We start from the raw sequence: 23,382 nt of genomic DNA, 5'->3' as shown, positions 1-23,382 counted from the left end.
CGAAGCATCGTGTTCTTCAGCCTTGAGTTTCGCGGGTTGACGACTTCCAAAACTGTCGACAATCTTCGCGCGAGCCCAGAACAAATTGGTGGGGAAAAGAGCATGCGATCCGCTACATCCGTGGAAATTGATCCTGTGTTCGTTGAGCGCGTCGTAATGGAGTTCGCGCGCTTCGGGGCATGGGGTGCAACGGGCGTATGGCGCACGGTCTATTCACCGGAATGGGTCGCGGCCGCGAAACAATATGCGGACTGGTGCGCGGAGGCGGGTCTCGAAGTCCACAAGGATGCGGTCGGAAATGTCTGGGGCCGCCTTCGCGGCGCCGAGCCGGGCCCCTCCATCGTATCCGGCTCCCATATCGACAGCCAACGGCCCGGCGGACGCTACGACGGCGCACTCGGAGCGCTCGCGGGTCTGATCGCGATCCGCGCCCTTTCCGCCCAATTCGGTCCGCCGCGACGGACTCTTGAGGCCGTTGCGCTCTGCGAAGAGGAAGGCAGCCGCTTCCCGACCGCCCAGTTCTGGGGCTCCCGCGCCATCGTCGGGCGCATCGCGCCTGGCGACGCCGTGGCGACAAAAGGGTACGAAGACGAAACCATAGCCGATGCGATGCGCGAAGTCGGGCTCGACCCGGCGCTGATCGCCGAAGCAAGACGGGACGACATCAGCGACTTCATCGAACTTCACATCGAACAGGGTCCGATCCTCGAGCAAGCCGGCTTGCCGGTGGCTGTCGTTGACGCGATCACGGGGATCCGGCACCTCCGCGTCACGCTCACCGGCGAGGCGAATCATGCCGGCGCCTTCCCGATGGATATGCGCCGCGATCCGATGGCCGGCTTCGCCGAAATCGCCGCCGGCGTCGTCAACACCGCCCACAGGATGGGTCGGCCCGCCGTGACGACGGTCGGTCGCGTCATCGCCGAACCGAACTTCCCGGCGATCGTGCCGCATACCGTGCAGTTCTCGGTTGACGCCCGGCATCCGGATCCGGCGCAGCGCGACATTCTCTATGCCCGCCACGATGCGCTAATGCGCGAAGTGGCCGCACGCCGCGGACTCGAAATCGTTATCGAGCAATCCCTCGACCACCCGCCTTGCCTTTCCGATCCGGGCCTCGTCGCCACCTTCGAGAAAGCCGCGCGGGATCAGGGAATTGCGTTCACGACAATGCCGAGCGGAGCGGGTCATGATAGCCAACAGATGGCCGAGATCGCCAAGGTTTGCATGATTTTCGTGCGCTCAAAAGACGGCCGCAGCCACACGCCCGAGGAGTTCTCCTCGATCCCTGACATCGTCGAAGGCGTTCGCGTTCTCGCGGCCGGCCTTCACCGCCTCGCATATTGATAGGAGTCAGTCTGATGGATCTCGTAATTCGCAACGGAACGGTGGTTACCTCGAGCGGAGTCTCCAAGACGAATGTTGGTGTTGCGGGCTCCCGGATCGTTCAACTGGGCGGAGAAATGCCCGCTGACATTCCCTCCATCGACGCCGCCGGTTGTTACGTGATGCCAGGCGGCGTGGACGTGCATACGCATATCGACTCCAAGGATGGCGAGCAGCCCTCCGCCGACAATTTCGGCTCTGGGACGATCGCCGCGGCCTGTGGCGGCACCACCACGATCGTCGACTTCTGCGCGCAGAGCCGAGGTCAGACCCTCGGTGACGCGATCGCAGACTGGGACGCCAAGGCCGAAAACAAGGCCGCGATCGATTACGGCTATCATATGATCATCGTCGACCTGAACGACGCGGTTTTCGATGAGCTGGGCTCCTTGCCCGAGCGCGGCGTCACGTCGTTCAAGATATTCATGGCGTATCGTGGCGCCGTCATGGTGGACGACGTCACGCTTCTCAAGGCGCTCGACAGAGCCAAGCAGCACGGCGCGTTGGTCATGGTTCATGCCGAGAACGGCGACGCCGCCGACTACCTGCGCGACAAATTCGTCTCCGAGGGCAAGACCGCGCCCTATTACCACGCGCTCAGCCGCCCGCCGCGGGTGGAGGCCGAAGCGACGGCGCGCGCCATCGCGCTGGCGGAGATCGTCGGCGCTTCCATCTACATCGTTCATCTGACTTGCGGCGAGTCGCTCGACGAATTGATGCGCGCCAAACGCCGAGGCGTCGATGCGATCGCCGAGACCTGCACCCAGTACCTCTACCTGACCAAGGACGACCTTGACCGCCCGGATTTCGAAGGGGCGAAATTCGTCTTCACGCCGCCGGCGCGCACTGTCGAGGATCAGGAGATCCTCTGGGACGCGCTCGCCAACCGCGTGCTCGAAACCGTCTCCTCCGATCATTGTTCCTGGAGCTTCAAGGACCACAAGATCAAGGGGCGCGACGACTTCCGCGTGATTCCGAATGGCGCGCCCGGCGTCGAGGAACGCATGATGATGGTTTACCAGGGCGTGAACGCTGGCCGCCTGTCGCTCACGCAGTTCGTGGATCTCATGGCGACGAGACCTGCTCAGGTCTTCGGCATGTTTCCGAAAAAAGGAACGATCGCGGTCGGCTCTGACGCCGATATCGTGATCTGGGATCCCGAGGCGGAGTTCACCATCACCCAATCCGAAATGAACAACGCGATGGACTATTCCTCGTATGAGGGCCGCCATGTGAAGGGCATGCCGCGCACCGTGCTGCTACGCGGGAAGGTGATTGTGGAGGATCGTAAATATGTAGGCTCCCCGGGCGATGGAGAGTTCTTGCGGCGCGACAGGTACGTTCCTCGCAACCAGGGCTGACCGAATCCGTTGAAATCCTCTTCAACTCTGCGGGCGTCCCGAAAACGGCATAAGAGCAGCGATGCGCTCGTGGCCGTTCGCTTCCATGCCATGCTCCGGATCTCTCGAACCGGAGCCGCGCGACGGCGAACGAAATGATAGCGGGCGACATGCCGCCGTATCGCCGTCCCGGGTGGCGAGCCATCTTGGGCGTTCATCTTGTTGGACCGGCAGTCGATATGACTCCGTAGCGCAGTTGCGCCTCAGTAGACGCCATGCACGCCATATCGTCGTTTCCGGCGCGTTTCTCGACCGCCTGACCCACCACGTCCACATCCTCGAGATGAACGGCCGCTCGTATCGCCTCGCTCAAAGCCAGGCGCGCCAATCCACCTGACATCCGACTGGCTCAACCACAGACGCGCTCTGACTCTTGCGGTCAGCGCGCCCTCAGCGCATGCCGCGAGATCAGAATGCAGCTGCGGCTGGATATTCGGGCGCCCAAGTGGCGGGTTTTTCCGGCGCCATTGACAGCGTTTAATCTCGCGGAAGTTTGGGGCTGGCGATCTGACAGTTCGAACCCCGTCCGACACGTCTCCAAGTTCGCCGAGAAGAAACGCAAGCGATTCCTCTCCCCGAAGGAACTGGCCGCGCTGGGCGAGGTGCTGCGGATTGTGGAGCGTGATGGCTGCTTGACGCTACCCGCGAAAGAGGGAGTTAGGGACGAAGCCCGGCGCATTCAGGTAATTCCCTCGGCCGTGGCGGCGATACGGCTTCTTGTCCTGACAGGCGCGCGCAAGAGTGAAATCCTTGGGCTTCGTTGGGAGTGGATCGACTTCGAGGCAGGGCGCGCGAACCGGCCTGACAGCAAAACGGGCGAGAAGGCGATTATCCTGCCCCCGCCCGCTCGCGCCATCCTCAACGCCATCCCGCGCGAGGACGGCAACCCGGAGCGGCACGAATACGAGCTCTACGTGGCGGTGGAGGACATCGACCACTCGCGGACGAAAACCAGGAGCCCGCAAACCAACGGCATCGTCGAGCGGTTCCACAAGACAGTCCTGGACGAGTTCTACCGGGTGGCGTTCCGAAAAAAGATCTACCGCGAGGTCGACGAACTGCAGGTCGATCTCGACGCCTGGATCAGGACCTACAACGAAGAGCGCGAGCATCAGGGACGATGGTGCTTCGGCAAAACGCCGATGCAGACCTTTCTTGACGCAGCGCCAATAGCGAAGGAGAAAATGATCGCCGCCTGATCGCAGATCGACAGGTGGAACCCGACTGACATCCGGACGCCAAATGTCCGATAAAGTCTAAACTTCTACAATTCAATTCTTGGACTTTCCCATGAGCCGCATTGACCCATCGCACTATTTCGAAGCCATCCGTTCAACCTGAAGTGCTGGCGACACGGCGTCGCGCACTGATTGATCCAACCCTTCCTTGTACAAACGAGTCTAAGCGCGGCGTCCCTTGACGTCGAGTTTCACGTCGACACCAGGCGACTTCGCTTTCTTCCGCCTCACCCATCCGGCGATCCGCCGAGAAACTGGCAAGCGCGGTAGCTCGAACGCCTCAAACGGAGTCTCCACAACGAAATTGATGTAACGTCGTGTCCAATCCGTCGCCGGGCGTGGTGTGACGCCATGAATGCTTTCCGGAGAATTGATGAAGCCGACGAACTTGTTCGAACCATAGGCGATCAGGTCCGTTTGTTCGATATCCTCAGCTTCAGCATAGTGCCCGCCGAAGCCGCGTTTGCCTGTCTTGAACCGGCTCAGCGCCAAATCGCCGCCTGGAGTGGGGTCGCCGTCCTTCTTCATGTAAAACAAGCCGCTGAAAATCTTGTTGCGCCGGTCTACGTGAGCGGGCCGAACCGAACTTGGCGTAGTCACGGGCGTGTTGATGACAAAGAGCAGGTCCAGACTCACCTCCGCCGGCGAACCGGCGGCGCGAGACTTGACGCGCCAATCAGAAATCGGCCTGCCCGCCTTCGCCTCGATATCAGGATAGACCTCCCGAATGCCGTCGCCAAATACGTTGACGATATCGCGCCAGAAGGCCTCCGAGGTATGATACTCAAAGAAATCTCGCCATTCAGGTGAGAAAGACCGATTGCCGATGACATCAGCGGCGGCGATACGTATCGCCTGATTGCTTCTGATCACGGACAGCTGATCTAGGAAAATCTCGTCCGCAGGAAAGCTCTCGCTAAGTCGCCTATAAAGGTCGGCGTCAAAGAGTTCTTCTCTCACAATGTGATGGAAGGGCGCATGCCGCACCTTGTCCGGGCCGCAGCGGTGCAGCACCGATATTTTTTTTCCCGATCCATCCGTTAGCCCACGGTATGACCTTGGCATATCCATTCTATCGTGACCCCATCAACCCGCACATTCACAAGTCGTCTTGTGTGCATGCACGGTAGCGCCTGCGGACGGCTTGCTCCAAGCGATTTTCGGCTCCAAGGGCGGGCCACGCTCCCCGGTTGATTATCGCGGCGCTGTGCCACGACACGAAGCATTGTGAAAGCATACGCGCGCGCGCGTGAGTTGGAGTGAAATTCCCGATGCGGAATTGATGCTTGATATGCTGGCTCGCAACCCCGGCCACGCTCCCCATGCCAAGCGCCAGCGGCCAAAAAAACAAAGCCCGTTGCAAGTCGCGGTGCGTCCTTTCCGCGGGCGCGCGAACACCCGACGGGCAGCGTTGGGTGGACGTTGCCAAACATTGAGGCCGCATGGGCAATTCGCCTCGGCAATATCGTGCTCGCTCTAAAGTAGGAAGGTTTAGAGGTGTTGCGCGCTGCCGTTCAACCAGCATTTGACGCTTCGACAAGTTAGCTAGAAAAGTAGTTGGCTTCCCAAGGGCTTCGCATCGAATCCCGTTCGCGCGAATGGCTCGAAAATAGGCCTATTTGGGCCGGGACACGACGCACGACCGGATGCGGTTCTTGCAGTCGATGCAGACGGTTGCGAGCTTCGCGCGGACGGAGGGAGAATGGGAATGTTTTCCTGTTTTTTTACAATAAGATAGCCTCTATCGTTGCGCTTTTCTGCGCAATACGCGTGGGGCGTCACTGTGAATAATTCATGGTTTCTCTGATCAAGGACGTGAGACGGGCCATTTTTGGGGCCGCTCCATCGTGCCGCCGATCGGACGTACCGCCGTCGCCATTGCGAATCCCATTTGCGCCCTCCATACATTGGAATGTAGAGGGAACATTCTTCGATACGAAAAAGTATCTCGCGGTGCGGCGTGGTCGATGCGCGTCGGCGACATTCAGCCGCGCGATTACCTTCACGCCTGTTGCATGGCGTGCGGGCGCATAAGCCTGATCAGCGCAGCCGAAATCCGGCGGCGGTTCGGGGTGAACGAGCAAATCCGTCATTTCGGAGACCGACTTGGCTGCGTCCGGCACCCTACTGGAACACCAGCCTCCTGGACAATCTTCGAACGGGTCGAATCAGCGGAATAGGGGGCTAGCGAAGCCCAGCGCCCGGCATGGCGCGGCGACTAATCGGGGCGGATAAATCGTCCCGAAATTCCGCGCCGTGTTGGACGGGTGTTGGACGGACGACATTGCCGATTTGCCCATATTCCTTAACTTGCTGATTTTGTTGGTGAGCGGGGTGGGGATCGAACCCACGACCAGCTGATTAAAAGTCAGCTGCTCTACCACTGAGCTACCCGCCCGTACGGGTCACGCCGCATCAGAAACGCATGCGCGGGTCGCAAACCGACTCCGCCAATTCGACATGCGCCTCGGGCGCGAACCCGGACTCGCCAACCGCCCATGGCCGTGGCCGGGGGCGCTCTGCGGGCCGGAACCTATGGACGCGGCGGTGATGGGTCAAGGCGGAATAATGGCCCGTTCCGAATGCGTCATATTGAGCTTCGCGCCGCCGGAACACGTATGTTCACTGTCGGATCAGTCGCGCGGAATGAGGAAAACCAGGCAGGCGCGGCGCTCGAGAGCGGGCGCGCGAGGCGATTCCGTCGCGCTGGCGTCGGGGCGAGCGCGGCTTTATATAGCCGCCGATGAAAGCAGACGAACATCCGGCCGCCCTCGCATTTGGAAAGATGCACGGACTTGGCAACGATTTTGTCGTGATCGACGCGCGGGGGCGCGCCGACCCGATGAACGCCATGCTCGCGGAGGCGATCGCCGATCGCCATCGCGGGGTTGGATTCGACCAACTTGCGGTGATCCTCAGCGATGACGAATCTGACGCGCGGCTGGTCTTCTGGAACGCGGACGGCTCGACCGCAGGCGCCTGCGGCAACGCCACGCGCTGCGTCGCGTCGCGGCTGATGACGGAGTCCGGGCGCGACCGGCTCACGCTGCGGACCGAGCGCGGGATACTCGCCTGCGCTCTGCTCGCCGACGGGCGCGTGCGAGTGGATATGGGGGCGCCGCTCATCAGTTGGCGGGACGTGCCGCTTGCCCGCGCGGTCGACACCGATCGGCTGCCGCTTGCGGGCGGACCGGCCGCCTGTTCGATGGGCAACCCGCATTGCACGTTCTTCGTCGACGACGCAGACGCGCCGACGCTGTCCACGCGCGGGCCGGAAGTGGAGTACGACCCGCTTTTTCCCGAGCGGACCAACGTTCAGTTCGTTCAGGTGCTCGACCGCAACCGGGCGCGGGTCAGGGTCTGGGAGCGAGGGGTCGGCGTCACGCTCGCCTCCGGCTCTTCATCCTGCGCGGTGCTGGTCAACGCCGTAAGGCGCGGGTTGATGGACCGGCGCGCGACGCTGATCCTCGATGGCGGCGAGATCGAAGTCGAATGGCCCGAGGGTGGCGGCGTCCTGATGACCGGGCCGGTCATGAATGTGTTCGAGGGCGTATTCACGCCCGGCTTTCTGGCCGCAGCGCGATGAACGCGCCCACCCCGCCCTACCCCGCCGCGCCCCCGGTCTTCGAAACCTTCGGCTGTCGGCTCAACGCCTATGAGACCGAAGCGATGAAGGGGTTGGCCGCGGAGGCCGGGCTGGACGGCGCGGTCGTCGTCAACACATGCGCGGTGACGGCGGAGGCGGTGCGTCAGGCGCGCCAGCGCATCCGCCGGCTCCGCCGCGATCATCCGCAAGCCCGCATCGTCGTCACCGGCTGCGCCGCGCAGGTCGAGCCTGAGACCTTCGCCGCGATGCCGGAGGTCGATCTCGTGCTCGGCAATGGCGAGAAGATGCGCCGCGAAAGCTGGACACGCCTCGCCGCGCCGGATTTCCGTCCGCCGACCGAGAAGATCATCGTCGACGACATCATGGCGGTGAGAGAGACCGCCGGTCATCTCATCGACGGCTTCGGCGCCCGCGCCCGCGCCTATGTCCAGGTGCAGAACGGCTGCGACCATCGCTGCACTTTCTGCATCATCCCCTACGGGCGCGGCGATTCCCGCTCCGTCCCCGCCGGTGTGGTGGTCGAGCAGATCCGCCGGCTGGTCGAGCGCGGCTATGCGGAAGTAGTGCTGACCGGGGTCGACATGACTTCGTGGGGCGCCGACCTGCCCGGCGCGCCGCGACTCGGTGATCTGGTGCAGAGGATATTGAAGCTGGTTCCCGACCTCGACCGACTGCGCATCTCATCTATCGACAGCATCGAAGCCGACCCGGCGCTGATCGATGCGATAAGATCGGAAGCGCGGGTGATGCCGCATCTCCATCTCTCGCTTCAGGCCGGCGACGACATGATCCTGAAGCGGATGAAGCGGCGGCACCTTCGGGATGACGCGATCCGCTTTTGCGCCGATATGCGCGCCGCTCGCCCGGACATCGTCTACGGCGCCGACATCATCGCGGGCTTTCCGACGGAGACCGAGGCGATGTTCGAGAATTCGCTCCGGCTCATCGGGGAGTGCGGGCTGACCTGGCTGCATGTCTTTCCCTATTCGAAGCGCAAGGGGACGCCCGCCGCCCGGATGCCGCAGGTTTCCGGCCCGGTCATTCGCGAACGCGCGGCGCGCCTGCGCGCCGCAGGGGCAGCGCAAGTTTCCGCATATCTCGCCGACGAAGTCGGCGGTGAACGCGCGATTCTCATGGAATCCGGGCGACGCGGCCGCACCGAGGGCTTCGCCGAAGTCGAACTCTCAACGGACCGGCCCGTCGGCGCAGTCATTCGCGCACGCATCACCGGGGTCTCGGCCGAGCGGCTGGTCGGCACGCCGCTCTGACTCTCAGGACGCGTGAGCGCGGAGCCTGGCGATCAGCCGCAGACCGAGTCCCGCCAGAACGATCAACGCCAGGCCGGCGGCGGCGAGCGCGTCGGGCAGATCGCCGAAGGCGGCGAAGCCGATCAGCGCCGCGCTCGGCAGTTGGAGATATATCAACGGAGAGAGAACCGCTGCGCGTTCTCGCGCATAGGCCATGACCAGACAGAAATTGGCCGCCGCCGAAGCAAGCCCGGAGCCGATCAGAAAAAATGGCGCCTCAGCCACGCTCTGAAACCCGGCGACCGCGAAAGGCAGGGTGAAGAGCGCGCCGAACAGAAGCTGTCCGGCAATTTGCGCCAGCGGCGGCGCGAACGCCGCGCTCCATCGGGTCGCGGCGTTGAAACAGCCGTAAAGGGCGCCGCCGCCGAGCGCCCAGAGCAGCCCGACATTCATCGCCGCGCCCGGCCGCGCGACCATGAGCACCCCGATGAGCCCGAGCGTGAGTGAGATAATGTCGAGCCGCGTCACGCGTTCCTTCAGGATCGTGGCGGCGAGCAGCGTGGCGATCGCCGGTGCGATGAAAAATGCCCCAAAAACATCCGCGAGCGGCGCGTGCGACACTGCCGTCACCATCGAGAATATGCCCCCCGCCACGAATACGCCGCGCAGGAGTTGCGCGCCGACGAAACGGGGCGTCAGCGCCGGGATGCCGCGCGACGCCATAGCGAGCGGAACGAAAACCGCCGCGCCGATGAAGAAACGCGTGAACGCGATCACCTGCGGTTCGATCGAGGAGACGCGCGAGATCTCCTTGGCGAACGCGTCGCCGACCGGGATCAGCAGCGCGCTCAGCGTCATGTAGACAAGCGCCGTAGTAGCGGGCCGCATCTCAGCCTCGCCAGAACGCGGAGGTGAAAAGAACGAGAACCGTCAGCAGCTCCAGCCGGCCGAGAAGCATCGCGAAAGAGAGCACCCATTTGGCACTGTCGGGAAGGCCGGCGAAATTCCCCGCTGGCCCGATCTCCGGCCCTAACCCCGGGCCAATATTGGCGATCGCCGAGGCCGCGCCGGAAATCGCGGTGATCGGCTCGAGGCCGATCATGGAGAGCGTGATCGCGAGAGCTCCGAAAGAGAGAAGAAAGAAAAAGAGAAAGCTCATTACCGAAGTGATCACGTCTTCCGGCACGGGTCGACCGGCATATCGCGGTGTGAAGACGCCGTTCGGCGAATGGAGCAGCCGAATCTGCGTCGTCAGCGCGGCGGCGAGAATCTGGAAGCGGAATATCTTGATCGAACAGGAGGTTGAACCCGAACAACCGCCGATAAAGCCGAGGATGAAAATCACCGTCACCGGGAAGGCGCCCCAGTTCTGATAATCGACGCTGGCGTAGCCGGTCCCGGTGAGAATCGAAACCGCATTGAAGAGCGCTTCACGCAGGTTCGATTCCCTGAATCCGCCGGCTTCGATCACAAGGAAAAGCGTCAGAACCCCGGCGACCACCGCGACGAGGCACAGGAACGCCTTGACCTGGGGATCGACGAATAGCGGGCGCGCCGACCCTGCGGCGAGTTGCACGAAACGGACAAAGGGCAGCGCGGCGAGCAGCATGAAGAACGAGCCGACATATTCGGCGCCGGGCGCGTAGGCCCCGAAGGAGGCGTCGTTGTTCGAGAATCCGCCGGTTGCGATCGTGGTCATCGCATGCACCGTGGCGTCAAACGCGGACATGCCGACCGCCGCGTAGGCGAACATGCAAAGTCCGGTGAGCACAAGATAGATCCAGCCGATCGACTGCGCGATCTCCACCGCCCGCGGCAAAATCTTGCCGAGCGTGTCGAACGCCTCCGACTTGAAGAACTGCATCCCGCCAACCCGCATCGTCGGCAGAAAGACCATCGCGAAGACGAGAAAGCCGATGCCGCCGAACCATTGCAACATACCGCGCCAGAGCAGCACGCCCTTCGGCAGCGTCTCGAGTCCGGTGAAAACGCTCGACCCGGTCGTGGTTATCCCGCTCATGGCCTCGAAGAACGCGTCGACGAAACGCGCATTCGGCTCGCCCAGCATGAAGGGGAGAGCGCCGAAGATCGGCAACGCCAACCACGCGGACGTGGTCAGAAGGAAGCTCTGCTGAAGCGAGAGTCCCGCACTCCGCTGCTCGCGGCAGGCCCCGGTCATCGCACCGCCGAAAAATATCGTGATGGCCCCGGAGAGCGCGAAAACCCGCCAGTCCTCGCTTCCGTATGCGACCTCCACCACCGCCGGCGCCGCCATCGCCGCCCCCAATCCGAGGACGAGAAGGCCGATCACGTAGAATACGGGGCGCGGGTCCAGCATCGCCAGACCGTTGGCCACGGCTCCTCCCGCTGTCAATACGCGCTCCATCGGTCGGGCCGGGCCCATGCGCCGTAGCTCAGGCCGCGTCCCAGGCCGGCGCGAAGTCGAAATCGCAGATCCGCCGATTTTTCGCCCTGAGCGCGTTTATCGCCGCCATCTCCCCGGGTTCCAGCGTGAAATCGAAGATCGCGATATTCTCCGGCAGCCGGGTCGGGTTCGAAGTGCGCGGGATCGCGACGACGCCCTCTTGCTGCACATGCCAGCGCAGGATGACCTGCGCCGGGCTGACGCCGAGCCGCGCCGCTGGACCGGTGATCGCCGGGTCCGCAAAAAGATCACCCCCCCGCGCCAGCGGACAATAGCTGACCATAGCAAGGCCGAGCGACCGGCAGGCTGCGGCGACGCGGTCCTGATTCAGATGCGGATGGTTCTCGACCTGGTTGCATACCAGCGGATGCGTCGAAAGCTCCGCCGCCTCCTTCAGCATCGCGACGGTAAAATTCGAAACTCCGATATGCCGGGCCATGCCGCGCGCGCGCGCGTCATTCAGCGCGCCGATGCTCTCAGCCAGCGGAATGGTTTGAGAAGGCCAGTGAATCAGCGCAAGATCGACATGGTCGAGCCGGAGCCTCCTCAGGCTGTCGCCAAGCGACGCCTGCAACGCACCCTCAGCAATGTTGTCCGGCCAGACCTTCGTCGTGACGAAGACCTCGTCACGCGCAAGCCCCGCCGCGCGCAATCCGGCGCCGACCCCGGCCTCGTTGTAGTAATGAGCCGCTGTATCGACATGGCGATAACCGACGTCGAGCGCCATCCTGACCATGGCCTCCGCGCCCGAATCGTCCAGCGTCCATGTGCCAAGGCCGATCGCGGGAATCCGCGCGCCGTTCGCTTCGACAAGATGCATCCCCGCCTCCTCCGCTCATAATGGCCGGAGACCCTAGCCGCGATGGATGAGACTGTCGAACAAATGCGGATCGAGGCCGGTCGCCGCGAAGGCGGGGCCGTGCGACAGCACCGAAACCGCGTCATGGCTATGGAGTGATTCCTGATGGCTGGCCGCGACGCGAAAATCGGCGATTCGCGCATCGCCGCCGAGCGCGCCGGCGAGAAGCCGCACCGCATCCTCGACAAAGATCGGATTGGCCCCGTTCAGTTCGGCGAAGGCCTGTTCGTCCTCGCGCTTCACCATAACCTGCGTTTCAGTGGGGATCGCACCGCGGCAGAGTTCGACGAGATCCTCGATCCATAACGTTCCGTCGCCGGTCAGCGCGACCGAGATCCGCGCGACCGAGCGCTGAGAATGCGGCGTTGCGATCTGTCCGCGCGTGCGGCGAGCGTGTTCAGACAACTCCAGCGAGCAGGGACAGGTCGAGGAATAGACATAGTCGAGATGGATCGCCTTCAACGCCTCGCCGGCCGTCTCCGCCGTCTCGAAGGCGACATCGTAATACTGCCAGCCCTGCAGCCCGGAGCGCAGGCTCGGCATCGACATCGGGTAGCGGAAACGAAGCTGAAGCCGCGCGTCAAAGCTCTCCAGATCCGCGCGGTAGGAGGCGAGCACCGCCTGCATCGCCTCTATGTCGAAGGGCGCGTCCGCATGCGCGTAGAAGGAGCGCATGATCCGGCTCATGTTAATGCCCTTCTTCGTCGCCTCGAGAGAAACCGAGCCCGTGACCGAAGCCTCCAGCATCTGCGTCGCGCCGCCGCGCGTCCGGATCGCGAGCGGCAGATGGAAATTCGAGATGCCGACATGCTGGATGCCGGCATGAGCGCCCTTGATCGAACTCGACGGGCCGTTCTGCAGGTCCGGCAGCGTCGCCTTGTAGGCTGCGTCGGCGCGAAAACCGGCCGGGTAGTCGCGGCTGAGATCATCGCCGCCAGCAAGCCCCGGAACCCCGAGCGCGGCGGCCCGGGCCGGATCCTTCCTGACGAGCCGGCGAAGCAGATCGAGCGCCGCCTCCGCTTCCTCTTTCGACGGGGCGGGGGCGGACGGTTTCGCAATCATGTTCATGCAGGACTCCTCACGCGCGGCGACTTGGAATATGGGGACGATCTGCTCCGCAGTCCATGGCGCGGCGAAGGCCACTGGCGCGTCTCGATTACGGCATATGCACCCATGTGCGGAACATGCGGCGATCGCAGCGAAATATCATTCAGATTTTGCCCGATTTCGCCAGAATGTGGCTAAATTCCCCGCATATGGCGGCTTCTGAGGAAAATCTCACCGCGCCTGGGATTCCGCCAACGCATTCGTGAGGTCTGCGATCAGATCATCCGCGGATTCCAGGCCGATCGAGAGACGCAGGAGCCCGGGGCCGATGCCGAGCGCCAGGCGCTGCTCTTCGTTCAAGCGCTGATGCGTCGTCGTTCTTGGGTGCGTGATGATGGTTTTCGCGTCGCCGAGATTGTTAGAAATCAGGACGATGCGCAGCGCGTTCATGAAGCGGAAGGCGGTCTCCTGGTCGCCAAGGTCGAGCGCGATCATCGTGCCGCCGGTCTGCAGCTGCCTCGACGCCATCTCGAACTGCGGATGATCGGCGCGGCCCGGATAGATCACGCGGCGCACCAACGGATGATCCGCGAGCGTGTCGGCGATCTCCGCCGCGCTCAACGCCTGCGCGCGCGCGCGGATATCGAGCGTCTCCAGACCCTTCAGCATCACCCAGGCGTTGAACGGGCTCATCGCGCCGCCAGTGTGCTTCATGTAGGGTTCCAACACGTCGCGAATGAAGCGGCGTGTGCCGAGGACGACGCCGCCGAGACAGCGCCCCTGCCCGTCAATATGCTTTGTGGCGGAATAGATCACCACATCCGCGCCAAGCGCGAGGGGGCGCTGGAAGACCGGCGTGGCGAATACATTATCCACGACCACGCGCGCGCCGACGCCATGCGCGATCTCAGAGACCGCGGCGATGTCGATGATCTCCAATGTCGGATTGGAGGGCGATTCAAGAAAGACGGCGACGGTCTCCGGCCGCATCGCCCTGCGCCACTGATCCAGGTCCAGCCCGTCGACCAGATTCACAGCGACGCCGAAACGCGGCAGCAGCGTCTCGACAATATAGAGACAGGAGCCAAAAAGCGCGCGCGCCGCAACGATATGGTCGCCCGCTTTCAACTGGCTCGTCATCGCCGCGTTCACGGCCGCCATGCCGGAGGCGGTCGCGAAAGCGTCCTCCGCTCCTTCGAGTGCGGCGATCCGTTCCTCGAACATCCGCACTGTCGGGTTGCCGTAACGGGCGTAGACAAAACCGTCATCCGCGCCATTGAACCGCGCCGCGGCCGCCTCGGCGCTGTCATATGCGAAGCCCTGCGTCAGATAGAGCGCCTCGGACATCTCGCCATGCTGGCTGCGCGCAGCCCCGGCGTGGACCATCAATGTGCGGGGGGAAAGGTCTCGTTCTCTGGATTCATCTCTCGGCATGGGCCCGCCTTTACAACAAAAACCCGGCCGTAACGGTCCGGGGGCGCACCCAAGACCTCTTTAGCGGTTTCTTTAACGTGGCCCGCAAGCCGGCCGACCAAATCGCCACGTAAGTTCCTGTTATGCTAAACATGAGAAATTCGCAAGAGCCGGTCGCGCGAGACGGGACGCGCGCCCAGCCCGCGCGAAGACGCGATGAACCCGCCGGCGAAATGATCCACGCAAAAGGCGCCGGCCGCCAGGTGGCGCGACAGCCGGATCAATATCCGCGTTCGGCGCTCGCTTCGCCCCCGGCGGCCTACGCCAATGCGGTGGGACACGCGTTTCCATTGAATGAACGTAAGGCGCCCATCGACCGAGCCAGGCTTCGGCGCGACGCGCGGTCATCCGATCCGGATTTCTTCCACCGCCTCAGGCGGCGCGGCTGTGCCGCCAGGTTTTCGCCGCCTCGCCGAACTTGGAAAAGAGCATAGCGGAGACCGGGTCGGCCTCCGCTTCGTATTCGGCGTGCCACTGGACGCCGATCGCCAACCCGCGCGCGCCCGGCACGCGGATCGCTTCGATCACGCCATCCTCGGACACCCCTTCGACCTCCAGATTCGGGCCGGGGTCGACAACCGCCTGACCGTGGAGGGAATTGGTCACGATCTCTTCCGTCCCGAGCGTCCGCGCGAACCAGCCGCCCGGCGTCAACCTGACCTTGTGGCGCTTGCGGAAGATCACCGCCATGTCCTTCTCGCCTGGCGGCATGCGGTGATTCATCTTGCCCGGCAGATCGCGAACCTCCGGATGGAGCGTGCCGCCGAGAGCGACGGCGATCTCCTGAATGCCACGGCACACCCCGAAAACCGGCATCCCGATCTCGACCGCGCCGCGAATGAGCGGCAGGACGATATCGTCCCGCCCTTCGTCATAGGGTTCATGAGCCGCCGACGGTTCATGCCCGTAGCGTGACGGATGCACATTCGGCCGACCGCCGGTCAGGAAAAGCCCGTCGATGGAATCCAAAATCTCGGCCGGTGACACAGAGTCGGGCATCCCGGGAATGATCAGCGGCAACCCACCGGCGGCGTGCGCCACCGCAGACAGGTTCCGCTCGCCTGTCGCCTGCACCCGGTAAGCGTCGTTGATCAGGTGATATCCACCCGAAACACCGATAATCGGTCGCGTCATTCCGTGATTCCCCTTCGCAGGAGGCAAAAGTGCCTCATCCTGCGCGTCGTGGCAAATTTACGGTCTTTCAGTCGCAGATATAGGCGCTTATCGTCCACGCCGCCAATGCGGGCGTGATGGAATTGGTAGACATACCGGACTTAAAATCCGGAGGCCGAGCGCCGTGCGGGTTCGAGTCCCGCCGCCCGCACCAGTCAATCGCGCCTGCGACGGAGGCGAGAGCTTTCAGGAATGGTCGGCCTTCACCCGCCGCCGCCGGCGAATCAGATCCTGAACGATATTCTCTTTCTCCCAACCCACCGAGCCGCCCCCCCGAGGCGACATCGTCGCGTGTGAGCCTGGCGAATCGGCGAACGATTGTCGCGCTATCGGCGCCTCCGGGCGCCCATGCAGGCGAACACCCCGTTGCGAAACCGCCGCGTTCCGCACTAGAAGCCTCGCACTGGCGGGGCGGGCCCGCCGACGGAGGCCGCGCTGATGGCGATCCATCTTCATGACGACGATCTGCCGGAAGGGCTGGACCTCGGCTCTGTGGTGGCGATCGACACCGAAACGATGGGCCTTCAGCCGCATCGGGACCGGCTTTGCCTCGTTCAGCTTTCGGCGGGCGACGGCGACGCCCACCTTGTGCGGATCGGACAGGGAGAGACGCCGGCGCCCCGACTTCAGGCCATGCTCGCCGATCGCGACGTTCTGAAACTTTTCCATTTCGGACGCTTCGACATCGCCGTCATGGCGCACCGGTTCGGCGTCTTGGCCCGACCCGTCTGGTGCACGAAGATCGCCTCGAAACTGGTTCGGACCTACACTGATCGGCATGGATTGAAGGCGCTGACGCAGGAGCTTCTCGGCGTCGATCTGTCGAAGCAGCAACAATCGAGCGATTGGGGCGGGCCGATCCTGAGCCGGGCGCAACAGGAATACGCCGCCTCGGATGTGCTCTACCTGCACGCGCTGCGCACCGAGCTCGCGAAGCGGCTGGAGCGCGAGGGGCGCACCGGTATCGCCGAAGCGGCGTTCGGCTACCTTCCCGACCGCGCCGCGCTGGACCTCGCCGGGTGGAGCGAAGTCGATATCTTTTCGCATTAATGACAGGCTGCGTTCCATGACCGAGCATCCCGACATGAGCAAAGAGACCGCCATCGCCTCGGGCCGCCGGGTGCTGGCGGTGGAAGGAGCGGCGCTCGCCAGCTTCGCCGAGACCCTTGGCGAGGCGTTCGGCGAAGCGGTGGAGATTCTCGCCGCCACGCCGGGCCGGATCGTCGTCTGCGGCATCGGAAAGTCTGGCCACGTCGCGCGCAAGGTCGCCGCAACCTTCGCTTCGACCGGCGCTCCGGCGCAGTTTCTCCACGCTTCGGAGGCGGCGCATGGCGACCTCGGGATGCTCACGCGCGCTGATGTCGCCTTGGTGCTCTCGAATTCGGGCGAGACCGCCGAACTCGCCCCGGTGATCCGATATTGCACACGCAACCGGATTCCGATGATCGGGGTCGCCAGCCGGGCCGAGAGTACGCTGCTGAAGGCCTCGGACGTCGCGCTTCTTCTGCCACGGGCGGAGGAAGCCTGCCCGGCCGGGCTCGCGCCGACCACCTCGACGACGCTCACCATGGCGCTCGGCGACGCGCTCGCTGTCGCGCTGATGGAGCGGCGCGGCTTCACGCCGGAGAATTTCCGGGAATTCCACCCCGGCGGCGCGCTCGGGGCGCGGCTGGTCAAGGTCTCCGAGATCATGCACAGGGGCGAGTCGCTGCCGCTGGTCGCGCCCGATATGTCGATGAGCGAAACCCTGATTGAAATGACGTCCAAGGGTTTCGGGGTCGCGGGCGTGGTGGACCAGTCCGGCCGGCTCGTCGGAATCATCACTGATGGCGACCTGAGGCGCAACATGAGCCGGCTCCTGGAAAGCCATGCCGGAGAGGTCGCGACGCGTCACCCCGCGACCATCGCGCCGGACGCCCTCGCCAGCGCCGCGCTCGGCCGTATGAACGACCCGGAGAAGCCGACGACATGTCTTTTTGTCGTCGACCCTGAAGATGAAACCGGAGCGCCGCTCGGCGTCATTCACATGCATGACGCGCTCCGCGCCGGAGTGTCGTGAAGCCGCCCGCGCGGAGGCGGGATCGCCGCGCGGTCGTCCTCCGCGCGCTGAAGATCGGTCTGCCGCTTGTCGCGATCGGAGTCTTCGCCTCGCTCTTTCTGTTCAACAGCGCCATCTATGACGGTCGGATCAGCTTCGAAGGCGTCGACGTCTCGGCGCTCGATGATGGCCTCAGGTTGACGAATCCGCGTTTCACCGGCGCGACAAGCCGGGGCGAGCCCTTCGTCGTTACCGCGGAGTGGGCGCTGCCTGACGGACCGCAACCGGAAAAGATCGAGCTTTCCAAGGTCAAGGGCGAGATTGAACTCGTCGATGGCCGCGTTGTCACGCTCGCAGCCGAGACCGGCATGATCCGCCCGAACGAGAATCACGTCGCCCTGTCCGGCGGGGTTCGCTTGGAAACATCGGAAGGCTACATCGTCACCGCCATGACCGCCGCACTCGATGCGAAGAAGGAAGTCGTGACCGCGGCGGGCGATGTTGTGGCCGAAAGCGCGCTCGGACGGATCACCGCCGAGACGATGCGCGCGACCAGGGCGCCGGATGAAGGTACGGATCCGGGCGAAGGCGCCTACATATGGTTTGAAAATCGCGTTAGGGTCCGGATCGAGGCGCCGATGATGGAGCGTCGGCGGGGCTAGGAGACGACCGACATGATGACCTTCGCGCGCGGCGCAGCCTTCGCCGCGCTTCTTATTGCGGGCCTGACAGCCGGGCTTGCGAGCGATCCGGCCGCAGCGCAGTCGACGAGTCCGTTCGGCGGCTTCAAGCATGACCGGACGCAGCCGATCGAAATCGCCGCCGACAGTCTGGAAGTTCGCGAGAGCCAGAACATCGCCATTTTCAAGGGCGGCGTCGTCGCCGGACAGGGCACGCTCAAGCTCACGGCGGACGAACTGGAGGTGCATTACGGCGATGGCGGCGCCGGCACTGGCCAGATCCGGCTTCTGGAGGCGCGCGGCGACGTATTCCTCTCGAATCAGGAGGAAACGGCGGCCGGCGACGTCGCCGAGTATGATGTCGCCGCGGGCGCCATCCGGATGACGGGCGGCGTGACGCTCACCCAAGGCGGCAACGTCGTGAAAGGGGCGGCGCTCTCGATCGATCTCAACACCGGCGAGGGTCGCGTCGACGGCGGCGGCGGAAGGGTCAAGAGCGTTTTCACGCCCGCCCCGAAGGACCCGCCGAAAGCGGCGGACTGAAGCGGTGTCCGAACCGGGGCCGTCGGGCCTCTCCGCACGTGGGCTTGCGAAGTCCTTTCGCGGCCGGCAGGTGGTGCAGGGCGTTGATCTTGACCTGACGCGTGGCGAAGCGGTCGGCCTTCTCGGGCCCAACGGCGCCGGGAAGACCACGACGTTCTACATGATCACCGGTCTCGTGACGCCCGACAACGGACGGATAGAAATAGACAATCAGGACGTCACCCGCCTGCCGATGTATCGGCGCGCGCGCATGGGCCTCGGCTATCTACCGCAGGAAGCATCCATCTTCCGTGGCTTGACGGTGGAAAAGAACATCCTCGCCGTGCTGGAGCTTGTGGTCCCCGACCGGGCGGAGCGGCGCGCGCGGCTCGACGCGCTGCTGGAGGAATTTTCGGTTTCACGACTCCGCGACGCGCCGGCGACCTCACTTTCCGGCGGCGAGCGCAGGCGGGTGGAGATCGCGCGATGTCTCGCCTCGGATCCGTCGTTTGTCCTGCTGGACGAGCCGTTCGCCGGCGTCGACCCGATCGCCGTCAGCGATATCCGGATTCTGGTGAAACATCTTAAAGATCGCGGTATAGGGGTATTGATCACCGATCACAATGTGAGGGAGACTCTCGAAATAATCGACCGGGCATATATCTTGCATGAGGGTCAGGTCCTGATGAGCGGAAAGCCCGACGAGGTGGTGAACGATCCTGTGGTCCGGCGCGTATATCTGGGCGAAGGGTTTCGTATCTGAAGACAAGCCCGGCGAGCGGGTCGGAAGTGGAAGGCGTGACAAGGTGTGACGATGCAGATCGGGCCGCGCGTTGAACTGAAACAAAGTCAGCAGCTGGTGATGACGCCCCAGCTACAGCAGGCGATCCGACTCTTGCAGATGTCCCGTCTCGACACAGTCGATTATCTCGCCCAGGAGGTCGAGAAAAACCCGGTTCTCGCGATCGACGATGGCGGAGAGATGGCCTCCAGCGCCGACACGGCGCGGGAGGAGGCGATCGACCGCGCCATCGCCCGCCAGGATATCGGGGAGGCGGAGAACGGCTTTGAGACAGGGCGCGAAAACCTGTACGAGGCGGCGGAGTCGTATTCCGTCGGCGGGCCGTCGGGCGCGATGTCCGGCGGCGGGACTGGCCGCGACGGAGCGCTGGCGGACGCCGGCGCTCAGGCGGATTTCGAGGAGACCGCGGCCCAGAAAATCTCTCTGCGCGACCATCTTCTGCCGCAGATCGGCGCGAGCGCCGCGCCGCGCGGGACACGGGCGCTCGCCGCATTGCTGGTCGATGAACTAGACGAAGCCGGCTATCTCCGCGTCGATATCGAGGCGCTCGGCGCCCGGCTCGGCGCGCATTCCGGACTCGCCGCGGAGGCGGTCGCGCTGCTTCAGAGTTGTGAGCCGACCGGAATTGGCGCGCGCGACCTGAAGGAATGCCTGACGCTGCAACTGAAGGAACGCGACCGGTTCGACCCAGCGATGGCGACGTTGATCGATCGCCTCGATGATCTCGCGGCGGCGCGGCTGGCGCCGCTCCGCGCGGCTTGCGGGGTGGATGAGGAGGATCTGCGCGAGATGATCGCGGAGATCCGCCGGCTCGAGCCGCGGCCGGGCGCCGCCTTCACGACCGGCGTCGCCGCGTCTGTGGTTCCCGAGGTTCTGATCCGGCGCAACACGCTCGGCGGCTGGACCGTCGAGGTCAATCCGGATGCGATGCCTAAGGTCCTGCTCGACACCGCCTATGTCAACGAACTCGGCGCATCCGGCTCGGTCGAGGTGAAAGCCTATCTGACAACATGCCGGCAGAACGCGGATTGGCTGATCCGGGCGCTCGAACAGCGCGCGCAAACCATACTGAAAGTGGCGACGGAGATCGTCCGCCGACAGTCCGGATTCTTCGAACAGGGCGTCGCGGCGCTTTCACCGATGACGTTGAAGCTGGTTGCGGATGAAATCGGCATGCACGAATCAACCGTAAGTCGAGTCACCGCCAATAAGTTCCTAGCTTGCGAACGCGGAGTCTTTGAACTGAAATTCTTTTTCACTCAAGGGATTGCCAGCGTGGACGGCGGCGGCGCGGTCTCCGCCGCGGCAGTTCGACACCAGATCAAGTCTCTGATTGAAAAGGAGGATCCATCAAGATCTCTCTCGGACGACCGGATTGTCACTCTACTGAAACAAAGCGGCGTCGATGTTGCGCGCCGGACGGTCGCGAAATACCGTGAGACAATGAATATCCCGTCATCGGCGCAGCGAAAACGGATGAAGGCGGCAGCCTTGGGACGTTGAGTTTCCGCGCTCGGGAGGGCGCGGCCGCGTCGGTTGACTTGGGCTAAACCCGCTCATAGGTTCCGCGCCTTCTCGGCGGGGCCGGGCTGCGAAGACGGAGTTGAGCATGCGGATACAGGTCACTGGCAGACAGATCGACATCGGAGACGCCCTGCGCGAGCATGTCGAGTCGGAACTGATGGCGGCGGTGTCGAAATACGCCGATGTCGTCATAGACGCCGACGTCACCTTCTCGCGCGACGCCAACGCATATCGGGCCGACGCGGTTGTGAAGCTTGCGCGCGGGCTGACCGCGAAAGCGTCCAACAAGGCGCATGAGATCTACGCCGCATTCGATGGATTGGCAGAGAAGATCGAAAAGCAGGTGCGTCGCTACAAGCGCCGGCTGATCAAGCATCGTGGCGATGCGGCGGAGGAGATCCCGGCGGCCTCCTATGTGCTCGCCGGCTCGCGGGACGAGGACGAGCACTCGGAATCGCTCAATCCTGTCGTGATCGCGGAGATGAAAACATTGCTGCTCTCGCTTTCGGTTGGCGAGGCTGTCATGCAGATGGAGCTTGAAGACGCGCCTTTCCTGATGTTCAGGAACGACGCCCATGGACGGCTCAACATCGTCTTCCGGCGCGAGGACGGTAATATTGGCTGGATCGATCCGGAGAATCTAGCGGCGTGAGCCGCGGCCACGGATGACCGAGTTGACGACCGACGGGGACCCATCATGGATCTGAAGAACATCGTCTCGCCAGAGGCGCTGCACGGCGGATTGAACACCACCAGCAAGAAGCATCTGATGCAGGAGCTTGCGCAGCGTGCGGCGGACGCCTACGGGCTCGACCAGCGCGCCGCCTTTGAAGCTCTTCTGGAGCGCGAACGCCTTGGCCCGACCGGCATGGGCCGTGGCGTCGCCATCCCGCATGCTCGCCTCGCCGGGCTCGACCGGATCGTCGGCGTTTTCACCCGGCTGCAGCGGCCGATCGACTATGACGCCGCCGATGGCGAGCCGGTCGACCTGGTCTTTGCGCTCTTCGCGCCGGAGGAGGCCGGGGCCGATCATCTCCGCGCCCTCGCGCGCATCTCCCGCTGCCTTCGCGACAGCACGGTCTGCGCCAAGTTGAGGGCGGCGGACGATGCGTCGGCGATCTACGCCGTGCTCACCAATCCGGTGGATTCAAAGGCCGCCTGAGCGTTGCCGCCGTCAGTGGACGCTGACCGGAGTCAGTTCGTGCTGGCGCGCCGCGAGAAAGGCGAGGTCGCGCCCCGGGGCCAGGCCGAGCCGATTTCCCGCCTCGTCATGGATTGAGTAGAGCGCGGTCTCCGGCGTCACCTCCTGCGGCAACTCGTCCGGCCGCACCTGGCGGACATAGACAATGCGCCGAGCGTCGGGGACGAGGGCGTCGGTGGGATAATCATGTGTCATGTTCGTCTCCTTTTCCAAAGCGAGAAGAATGGCTCGCGGCCTCAAGCCCGCGCGCCGATCGGGACCTTGCGGATCACCGTCTCCGGCTCCGCCCTGACGAGGTCGATATGCAACAATCCATGCGCCATGTCGGCGCCCGCAACCTCCACGCCATCGGCGAGGACGAAGCTACGCTGAAACTGGCGCGCGGCGATGCCGCGATGCAGGAACACCCGCTCCTCATCCTCCGTCGCCTGCCGGCCGCGGATCACCAGTTGGCTATCCTCGACGGTGATCGAGAGATCTTCCTCGGCAAAGCCGGCGACAGCCAATGTGATGCGATAGGCGGTCTCGCCACGTTGTTCGATATTGTAGGGTGGGTAGCCGTCATTCCCGGATTTCTGCGTTCGCTCGACCAACCGGTCGAGTTGTTCGAACCCCAAGAGAAACGGGTGCTGGGCGAAGGTTACGCGGCTCATCATTTCAGTCCTCGTAAAAGCGACCGTTCATGCGCAGACCCGAAAGCGGCGCCCGCACAGCTACAATATGTGATCGCAACACGCTTTGCGCAAGATTTGGCTGGCGC

General features: G+C 63.8%; 21 protein-coding genes, 2 tRNA genes, 2 pseudogenes and 1 riboswitch. Of the genes and pseudogenes, 15 read left to right on the top strand and 10 right to left on the bottom strand.

Translation table 11 applies throughout. The features are described 5' to 3' along the window. Positions 1-156 precede the first annotated feature (156 nt). The 4 genes and pseudogenes from G5B40_RS02305 to G5B40_RS02295 all read left to right on the top strand — a co-directional run. Positions 157-1,347, top strand: a complete 1,191-nt coding sequence (locus tag G5B40_RS02305; RefSeq protein WP_211907394.1) for a Zn-dependent hydrolase — start codon at positions 157-159, stop codon at positions 1,345-1,347. Positions 1,348-1,361: 14 nt separating this feature from the next. After that, a complete protein-coding gene (hydA, locus tag G5B40_RS02300) occupies positions 1,362-2,747 on the top strand; it encodes a dihydropyrimidinase (RefSeq protein ID WP_165094500.1) in 1,386 nt (461 codons plus the stop codon). A 271-nt stretch (positions 2,748-3,018) separates the two neighbouring features. Next, positions 3,019-3,123 (top strand): annotated as a pseudogene (locus G5B40_RS20920) (ATP-binding protein); the annotation flags it as partial. A 544-nt stretch (positions 3,124-3,667) separates the two neighbouring features. Beyond that, positions 3,668-3,985, top strand: a pseudogene (locus G5B40_RS02295) (integrase core domain-containing protein); the annotation flags it as partial. 201 nt (positions 3,986-4,186) lie between these two features. Here the strand turns inward: G5B40_RS02295 and G5B40_RS02290 are convergent. Then, positions 4,187-5,095 (bottom strand): hypothetical protein, encoded by a 909-nt coding sequence (locus G5B40_RS02290; protein ID WP_165094497.1) that lies wholly within the window; start codon positions 5,093-5,095, stop codon positions 4,187-4,189. Positions 5,096-6,347: 1,252 nt separating this feature from the next. Continuing rightward, a tRNA-Lys gene (locus G5B40_RS02285) sits at positions 6,348-6,422 on the bottom strand. Positions 6,423-6,767: 345 nt separating this feature from the next. On the opposite strand from G5B40_RS02285, the gene dapF reads away from it, so the two are divergent. Continuing rightward, positions 6,768-7,610, top strand: a complete 843-nt coding sequence (gene dapF / locus G5B40_RS02280; RefSeq protein WP_165094495.1) for a diaminopimelate epimerase — start codon at positions 6,768-6,770, stop codon at positions 7,608-7,610. Further along, on the top strand, positions 7,607-8,899 hold the full coding sequence (gene mtaB / locus G5B40_RS02275; protein WP_165094493.1) for a tRNA (N(6)-L-threonylcarbamoyladenosine(37)-C(2))-methylthiotransferase MtaB: 1,293 nt from the start codon (positions 7,607-7,609) through the stop codon (positions 8,897-8,899). The genes dapF and mtaB overlap by 4 nt, the downstream gene beginning before the upstream one ends. A 3-nt stretch (positions 8,900-8,902) precedes the next feature. Here mtaB and G5B40_RS02270 read toward each other — a convergent pair whose 3' ends face one another. The 6 genes from G5B40_RS02270 to G5B40_RS02245 form a co-directional block, all read right to left on the bottom strand. Then, positions 8,903-9,766, bottom strand: a complete 864-nt coding sequence (locus G5B40_RS02270; protein WP_165094490.1) for a DMT family transporter — start codon at positions 9,764-9,766, stop codon at positions 8,903-8,905. Position 9,767: 1 nt separating this feature from the next. Beyond that, positions 9,768-11,216, bottom strand: a complete 1,449-nt coding sequence (locus tag G5B40_RS02265; RefSeq protein WP_165103156.1) for a TrkH family potassium uptake protein — start codon at positions 11,214-11,216, stop codon at positions 9,768-9,770. Positions 11,217-11,292: 76 nt separating this feature from the next. Further along, positions 11,293-12,123, bottom strand: a complete 831-nt coding sequence (locus G5B40_RS02260; protein WP_165094487.1) for an aldo/keto reductase — start codon at positions 12,121-12,123, stop codon at positions 11,293-11,295. Positions 12,124-12,156: 33 nt separating this feature from the next. Then, entirely contained in the window at positions 12,157-13,230 is a 1,074-nt protein-coding gene (gene folE2, locus G5B40_RS02255) for a GTP cyclohydrolase FolE2 (RefSeq protein WP_165094484.1), read from the bottom strand. Between the two features lie 210 nt (positions 13,231-13,440). Further along, complete coding sequence (gene metZ / locus G5B40_RS02250; protein WP_165094482.1) at positions 13,441-14,643, bottom strand: O-succinylhomoserine sulfhydrylase; 1,203 nt, start codon at positions 14,641-14,643, stop codon at positions 13,441-13,443. Between the two features lie 39 nt (positions 14,644-14,682). Next, positions 14,683-14,762, bottom strand: a riboswitch (SAM riboswitch). 292 nt (positions 14,763-15,054) lie between these two features. Next, positions 15,055-15,816, bottom strand: coding sequence for a gamma-glutamyl-gamma-aminobutyrate hydrolase family protein (locus G5B40_RS02245; protein ID WP_165094480.1), 762 nt, complete (start codon positions 15,814-15,816; stop codon positions 15,055-15,057). Between the two features lie 107 nt (positions 15,817-15,923). Between G5B40_RS02245 and G5B40_RS02240 the strand changes: the two genes are divergently transcribed. The 9 genes from G5B40_RS02240 to ptsN all read left to right on the top strand — a co-directional run bounded on the left by G5B40_RS02240 (position 15,924) and on the right by ptsN (position 22,583). Next, positions 15,924-16,009: transfer RNA gene (locus G5B40_RS02240), tRNA-Leu, on the top strand. Between the two features lie 284 nt (positions 16,010-16,293). Then, entirely contained in the window at positions 16,294-16,905 is a 612-nt protein-coding gene (locus G5B40_RS02235; protein ID WP_165094478.1) for a ribonuclease D, read from the top strand. A gap of 34 nt (positions 16,906-16,939) precedes the next feature. Beyond that, on the top strand, positions 16,940-17,914 hold the full coding sequence (locus G5B40_RS02230) for a KpsF/GutQ family sugar-phosphate isomerase (RefSeq protein ID WP_165094476.1): 975 nt from the start codon (positions 16,940-16,942) through the stop codon (positions 17,912-17,914). Next, positions 17,911-18,555, top strand: a complete 645-nt coding sequence (locus tag G5B40_RS02225) for a hypothetical protein (protein ID WP_165094474.1) — start codon at positions 17,911-17,913, stop codon at positions 18,553-18,555. Before G5B40_RS02230 ends, G5B40_RS02225 begins: the two co-directional genes overlap by 4 nt. Before the next feature lie 12 nt (positions 18,556-18,567). After that, entirely contained in the window at positions 18,568-19,116 is a 549-nt protein-coding gene (gene lptA / locus G5B40_RS02220; protein ID WP_165094472.1) for a lipopolysaccharide transport periplasmic protein LptA, read from the top strand. 4 nt (positions 19,117-19,120) lie between these two features. Beyond that, entirely contained in the window at positions 19,121-19,858 is a 738-nt protein-coding gene (gene lptB / locus G5B40_RS02215) for an LPS export ABC transporter ATP-binding protein (protein WP_211907393.1), read from the top strand. A 51-nt stretch (positions 19,859-19,909) separates the two neighbouring features. Then, on the top strand, positions 19,910-21,400 hold the full coding sequence (gene rpoN / locus G5B40_RS02210; RefSeq protein ID WP_165094470.1) for an RNA polymerase factor sigma-54: 1,491 nt from the start codon (positions 19,910-19,912) through the stop codon (positions 21,398-21,400). A gap of 106 nt (positions 21,401-21,506) precedes the next feature. Further along, entirely contained in the window at positions 21,507-22,073 is a 567-nt protein-coding gene (hpf, locus tag G5B40_RS02205) for a ribosome hibernation-promoting factor, HPF/YfiA family (RefSeq protein ID WP_165094468.1), read from the top strand. Positions 22,074-22,118: 45 nt separating this feature from the next. Beyond that, a complete protein-coding gene (ptsN, locus tag G5B40_RS02200) occupies positions 22,119-22,583 on the top strand; it encodes a PTS IIA-like nitrogen regulatory protein PtsN (RefSeq protein ID WP_165094466.1) in 465 nt (154 codons plus the stop codon). A gap of 12 nt (positions 22,584-22,595) precedes the next feature. On the opposite strand, the gene G5B40_RS02195 is transcribed toward ptsN, so the two are convergent. After that, positions 22,596-22,817 (bottom strand): DUF1150 family protein, encoded by a 222-nt coding sequence (locus tag G5B40_RS02195; protein ID WP_165094464.1) that lies wholly within the window; start codon positions 22,815-22,817, stop codon positions 22,596-22,598. Positions 22,818-22,858: 41 nt separating this feature from the next. Further along, positions 22,859-23,275 carry an Hsp20 family protein gene (locus G5B40_RS02190; protein ID WP_165094462.1) on the bottom strand — a complete coding sequence of 139 codons (417 nt, stop codon included), beginning with the start codon at positions 23,273-23,275 and terminating at the stop codon, positions 22,859-22,861. Positions 23,276-23,382: the final 107 nt, after the last annotated feature.

Source organism: Pikeienuella piscinae (assembly GCF_011044155.1).
GTDB classification, from domain to species: domain Bacteria; phylum Pseudomonadota; class Alphaproteobacteria; order Rhodobacterales; family Rhodobacteraceae; genus Pikeienuella; species Pikeienuella piscinae.
The sequence above is the reverse complement of the archived record's forward strand: the minus strand, read 5'-3'. Positions and strand labels throughout refer to the sequence as shown.

Bases quoted from the DNA above. Each gene is read 5' to 3' on its own strand.
- G5B40_RS02305 (WP_211907394.1), top strand. From the start codon at position 157: ATGGAGTTCGCGCGCTTCGGGGCATGGGGTGCAACGGGCGTATGGCGC.
- hydA (WP_165094500.1), top strand. From the start codon at position 1,362: ATGGATCTCGTAATTCGCAACGGAACGGTGGTTACCTCGAGCGGAGTC.
- G5B40_RS02290 (WP_165094497.1), bottom strand. From the start codon at position 5,095: ATGGATATGCCAAGGTCATACCGTGGGCTAACGGATGGATCGGGAAAA.
- dapF (WP_165094495.1), top strand. From the start codon at position 6,768: ATGAAAGCAGACGAACATCCGGCCGCCCTCGCATTTGGAAAGATGCAC.
- mtaB (WP_165094493.1), top strand. From the start codon at position 7,607: ATGAACGCGCCCACCCCGCCCTACCCCGCCGCGCCCCCGGTCTTCGAA.
- G5B40_RS02270 (WP_165094490.1), bottom strand. From the start codon at position 9,766: ATGCGGCCCGCTACTACGGCGCTTGTCTACATGACGCTGAGCGCGCTG.
- G5B40_RS02265 (WP_165103156.1), bottom strand. From the start codon at position 11,216: ATGCTGGACCCGCGCCCCGTATTCTACGTGATCGGCCTTCTCGTCCTC.
- G5B40_RS02260 (WP_165094487.1), bottom strand. From the start codon at position 12,123: ATGCATCTTGTCGAAGCGAACGGCGCGCGGATTCCCGCGATCGGCCTT.
- folE2 (WP_165094484.1), bottom strand. From the start codon at position 13,230: ATGAACATGATTGCGAAACCGTCCGCCCCCGCCCCGTCGAAAGAGGAA.
- metZ (WP_165094482.1), bottom strand. From the start codon at position 14,643: ATGCCGAGAGATGAATCCAGAGAACGAGACCTTTCCCCCCGCACATTG.
- G5B40_RS02245 (WP_165094480.1), bottom strand. From the start codon at position 15,816: ATGACGCGACCGATTATCGGTGTTTCGGGTGGATATCACCTGATCAAC.
- G5B40_RS02235 (WP_165094478.1), top strand. From the start codon at position 16,294: ATGGCGATCCATCTTCATGACGACGATCTGCCGGAAGGGCTGGACCTC.
- G5B40_RS02230 (WP_165094476.1), top strand. From the start codon at position 16,940: ATGAGCAAAGAGACCGCCATCGCCTCGGGCCGCCGGGTGCTGGCGGTG.
- lptA (WP_165094472.1), top strand. From the start codon at position 18,568: ATGATGACCTTCGCGCGCGGCGCAGCCTTCGCCGCGCTTCTTATTGCG.
- rpoN (WP_165094470.1), top strand. From the start codon at position 19,910: ATGCAGATCGGGCCGCGCGTTGAACTGAAACAAAGTCAGCAGCTGGTG.
- hpf (WP_165094468.1), top strand. From the start codon at position 21,507: ATGCGGATACAGGTCACTGGCAGACAGATCGACATCGGAGACGCCCTG.
- ptsN (WP_165094466.1), top strand. From the start codon at position 22,119: ATGGATCTGAAGAACATCGTCTCGCCAGAGGCGCTGCACGGCGGATTG.
- G5B40_RS02195 (WP_165094464.1), bottom strand. From the start codon at position 22,817: ATGACACATGATTATCCCACCGACGCCCTCGTCCCCGACGCTCGGCGC.
- G5B40_RS02190 (WP_165094462.1), bottom strand. From the start codon at position 23,275: ATGAGCCGCGTAACCTTCGCCCAGCACCCGTTTCTCTTGGGGTTCGAA.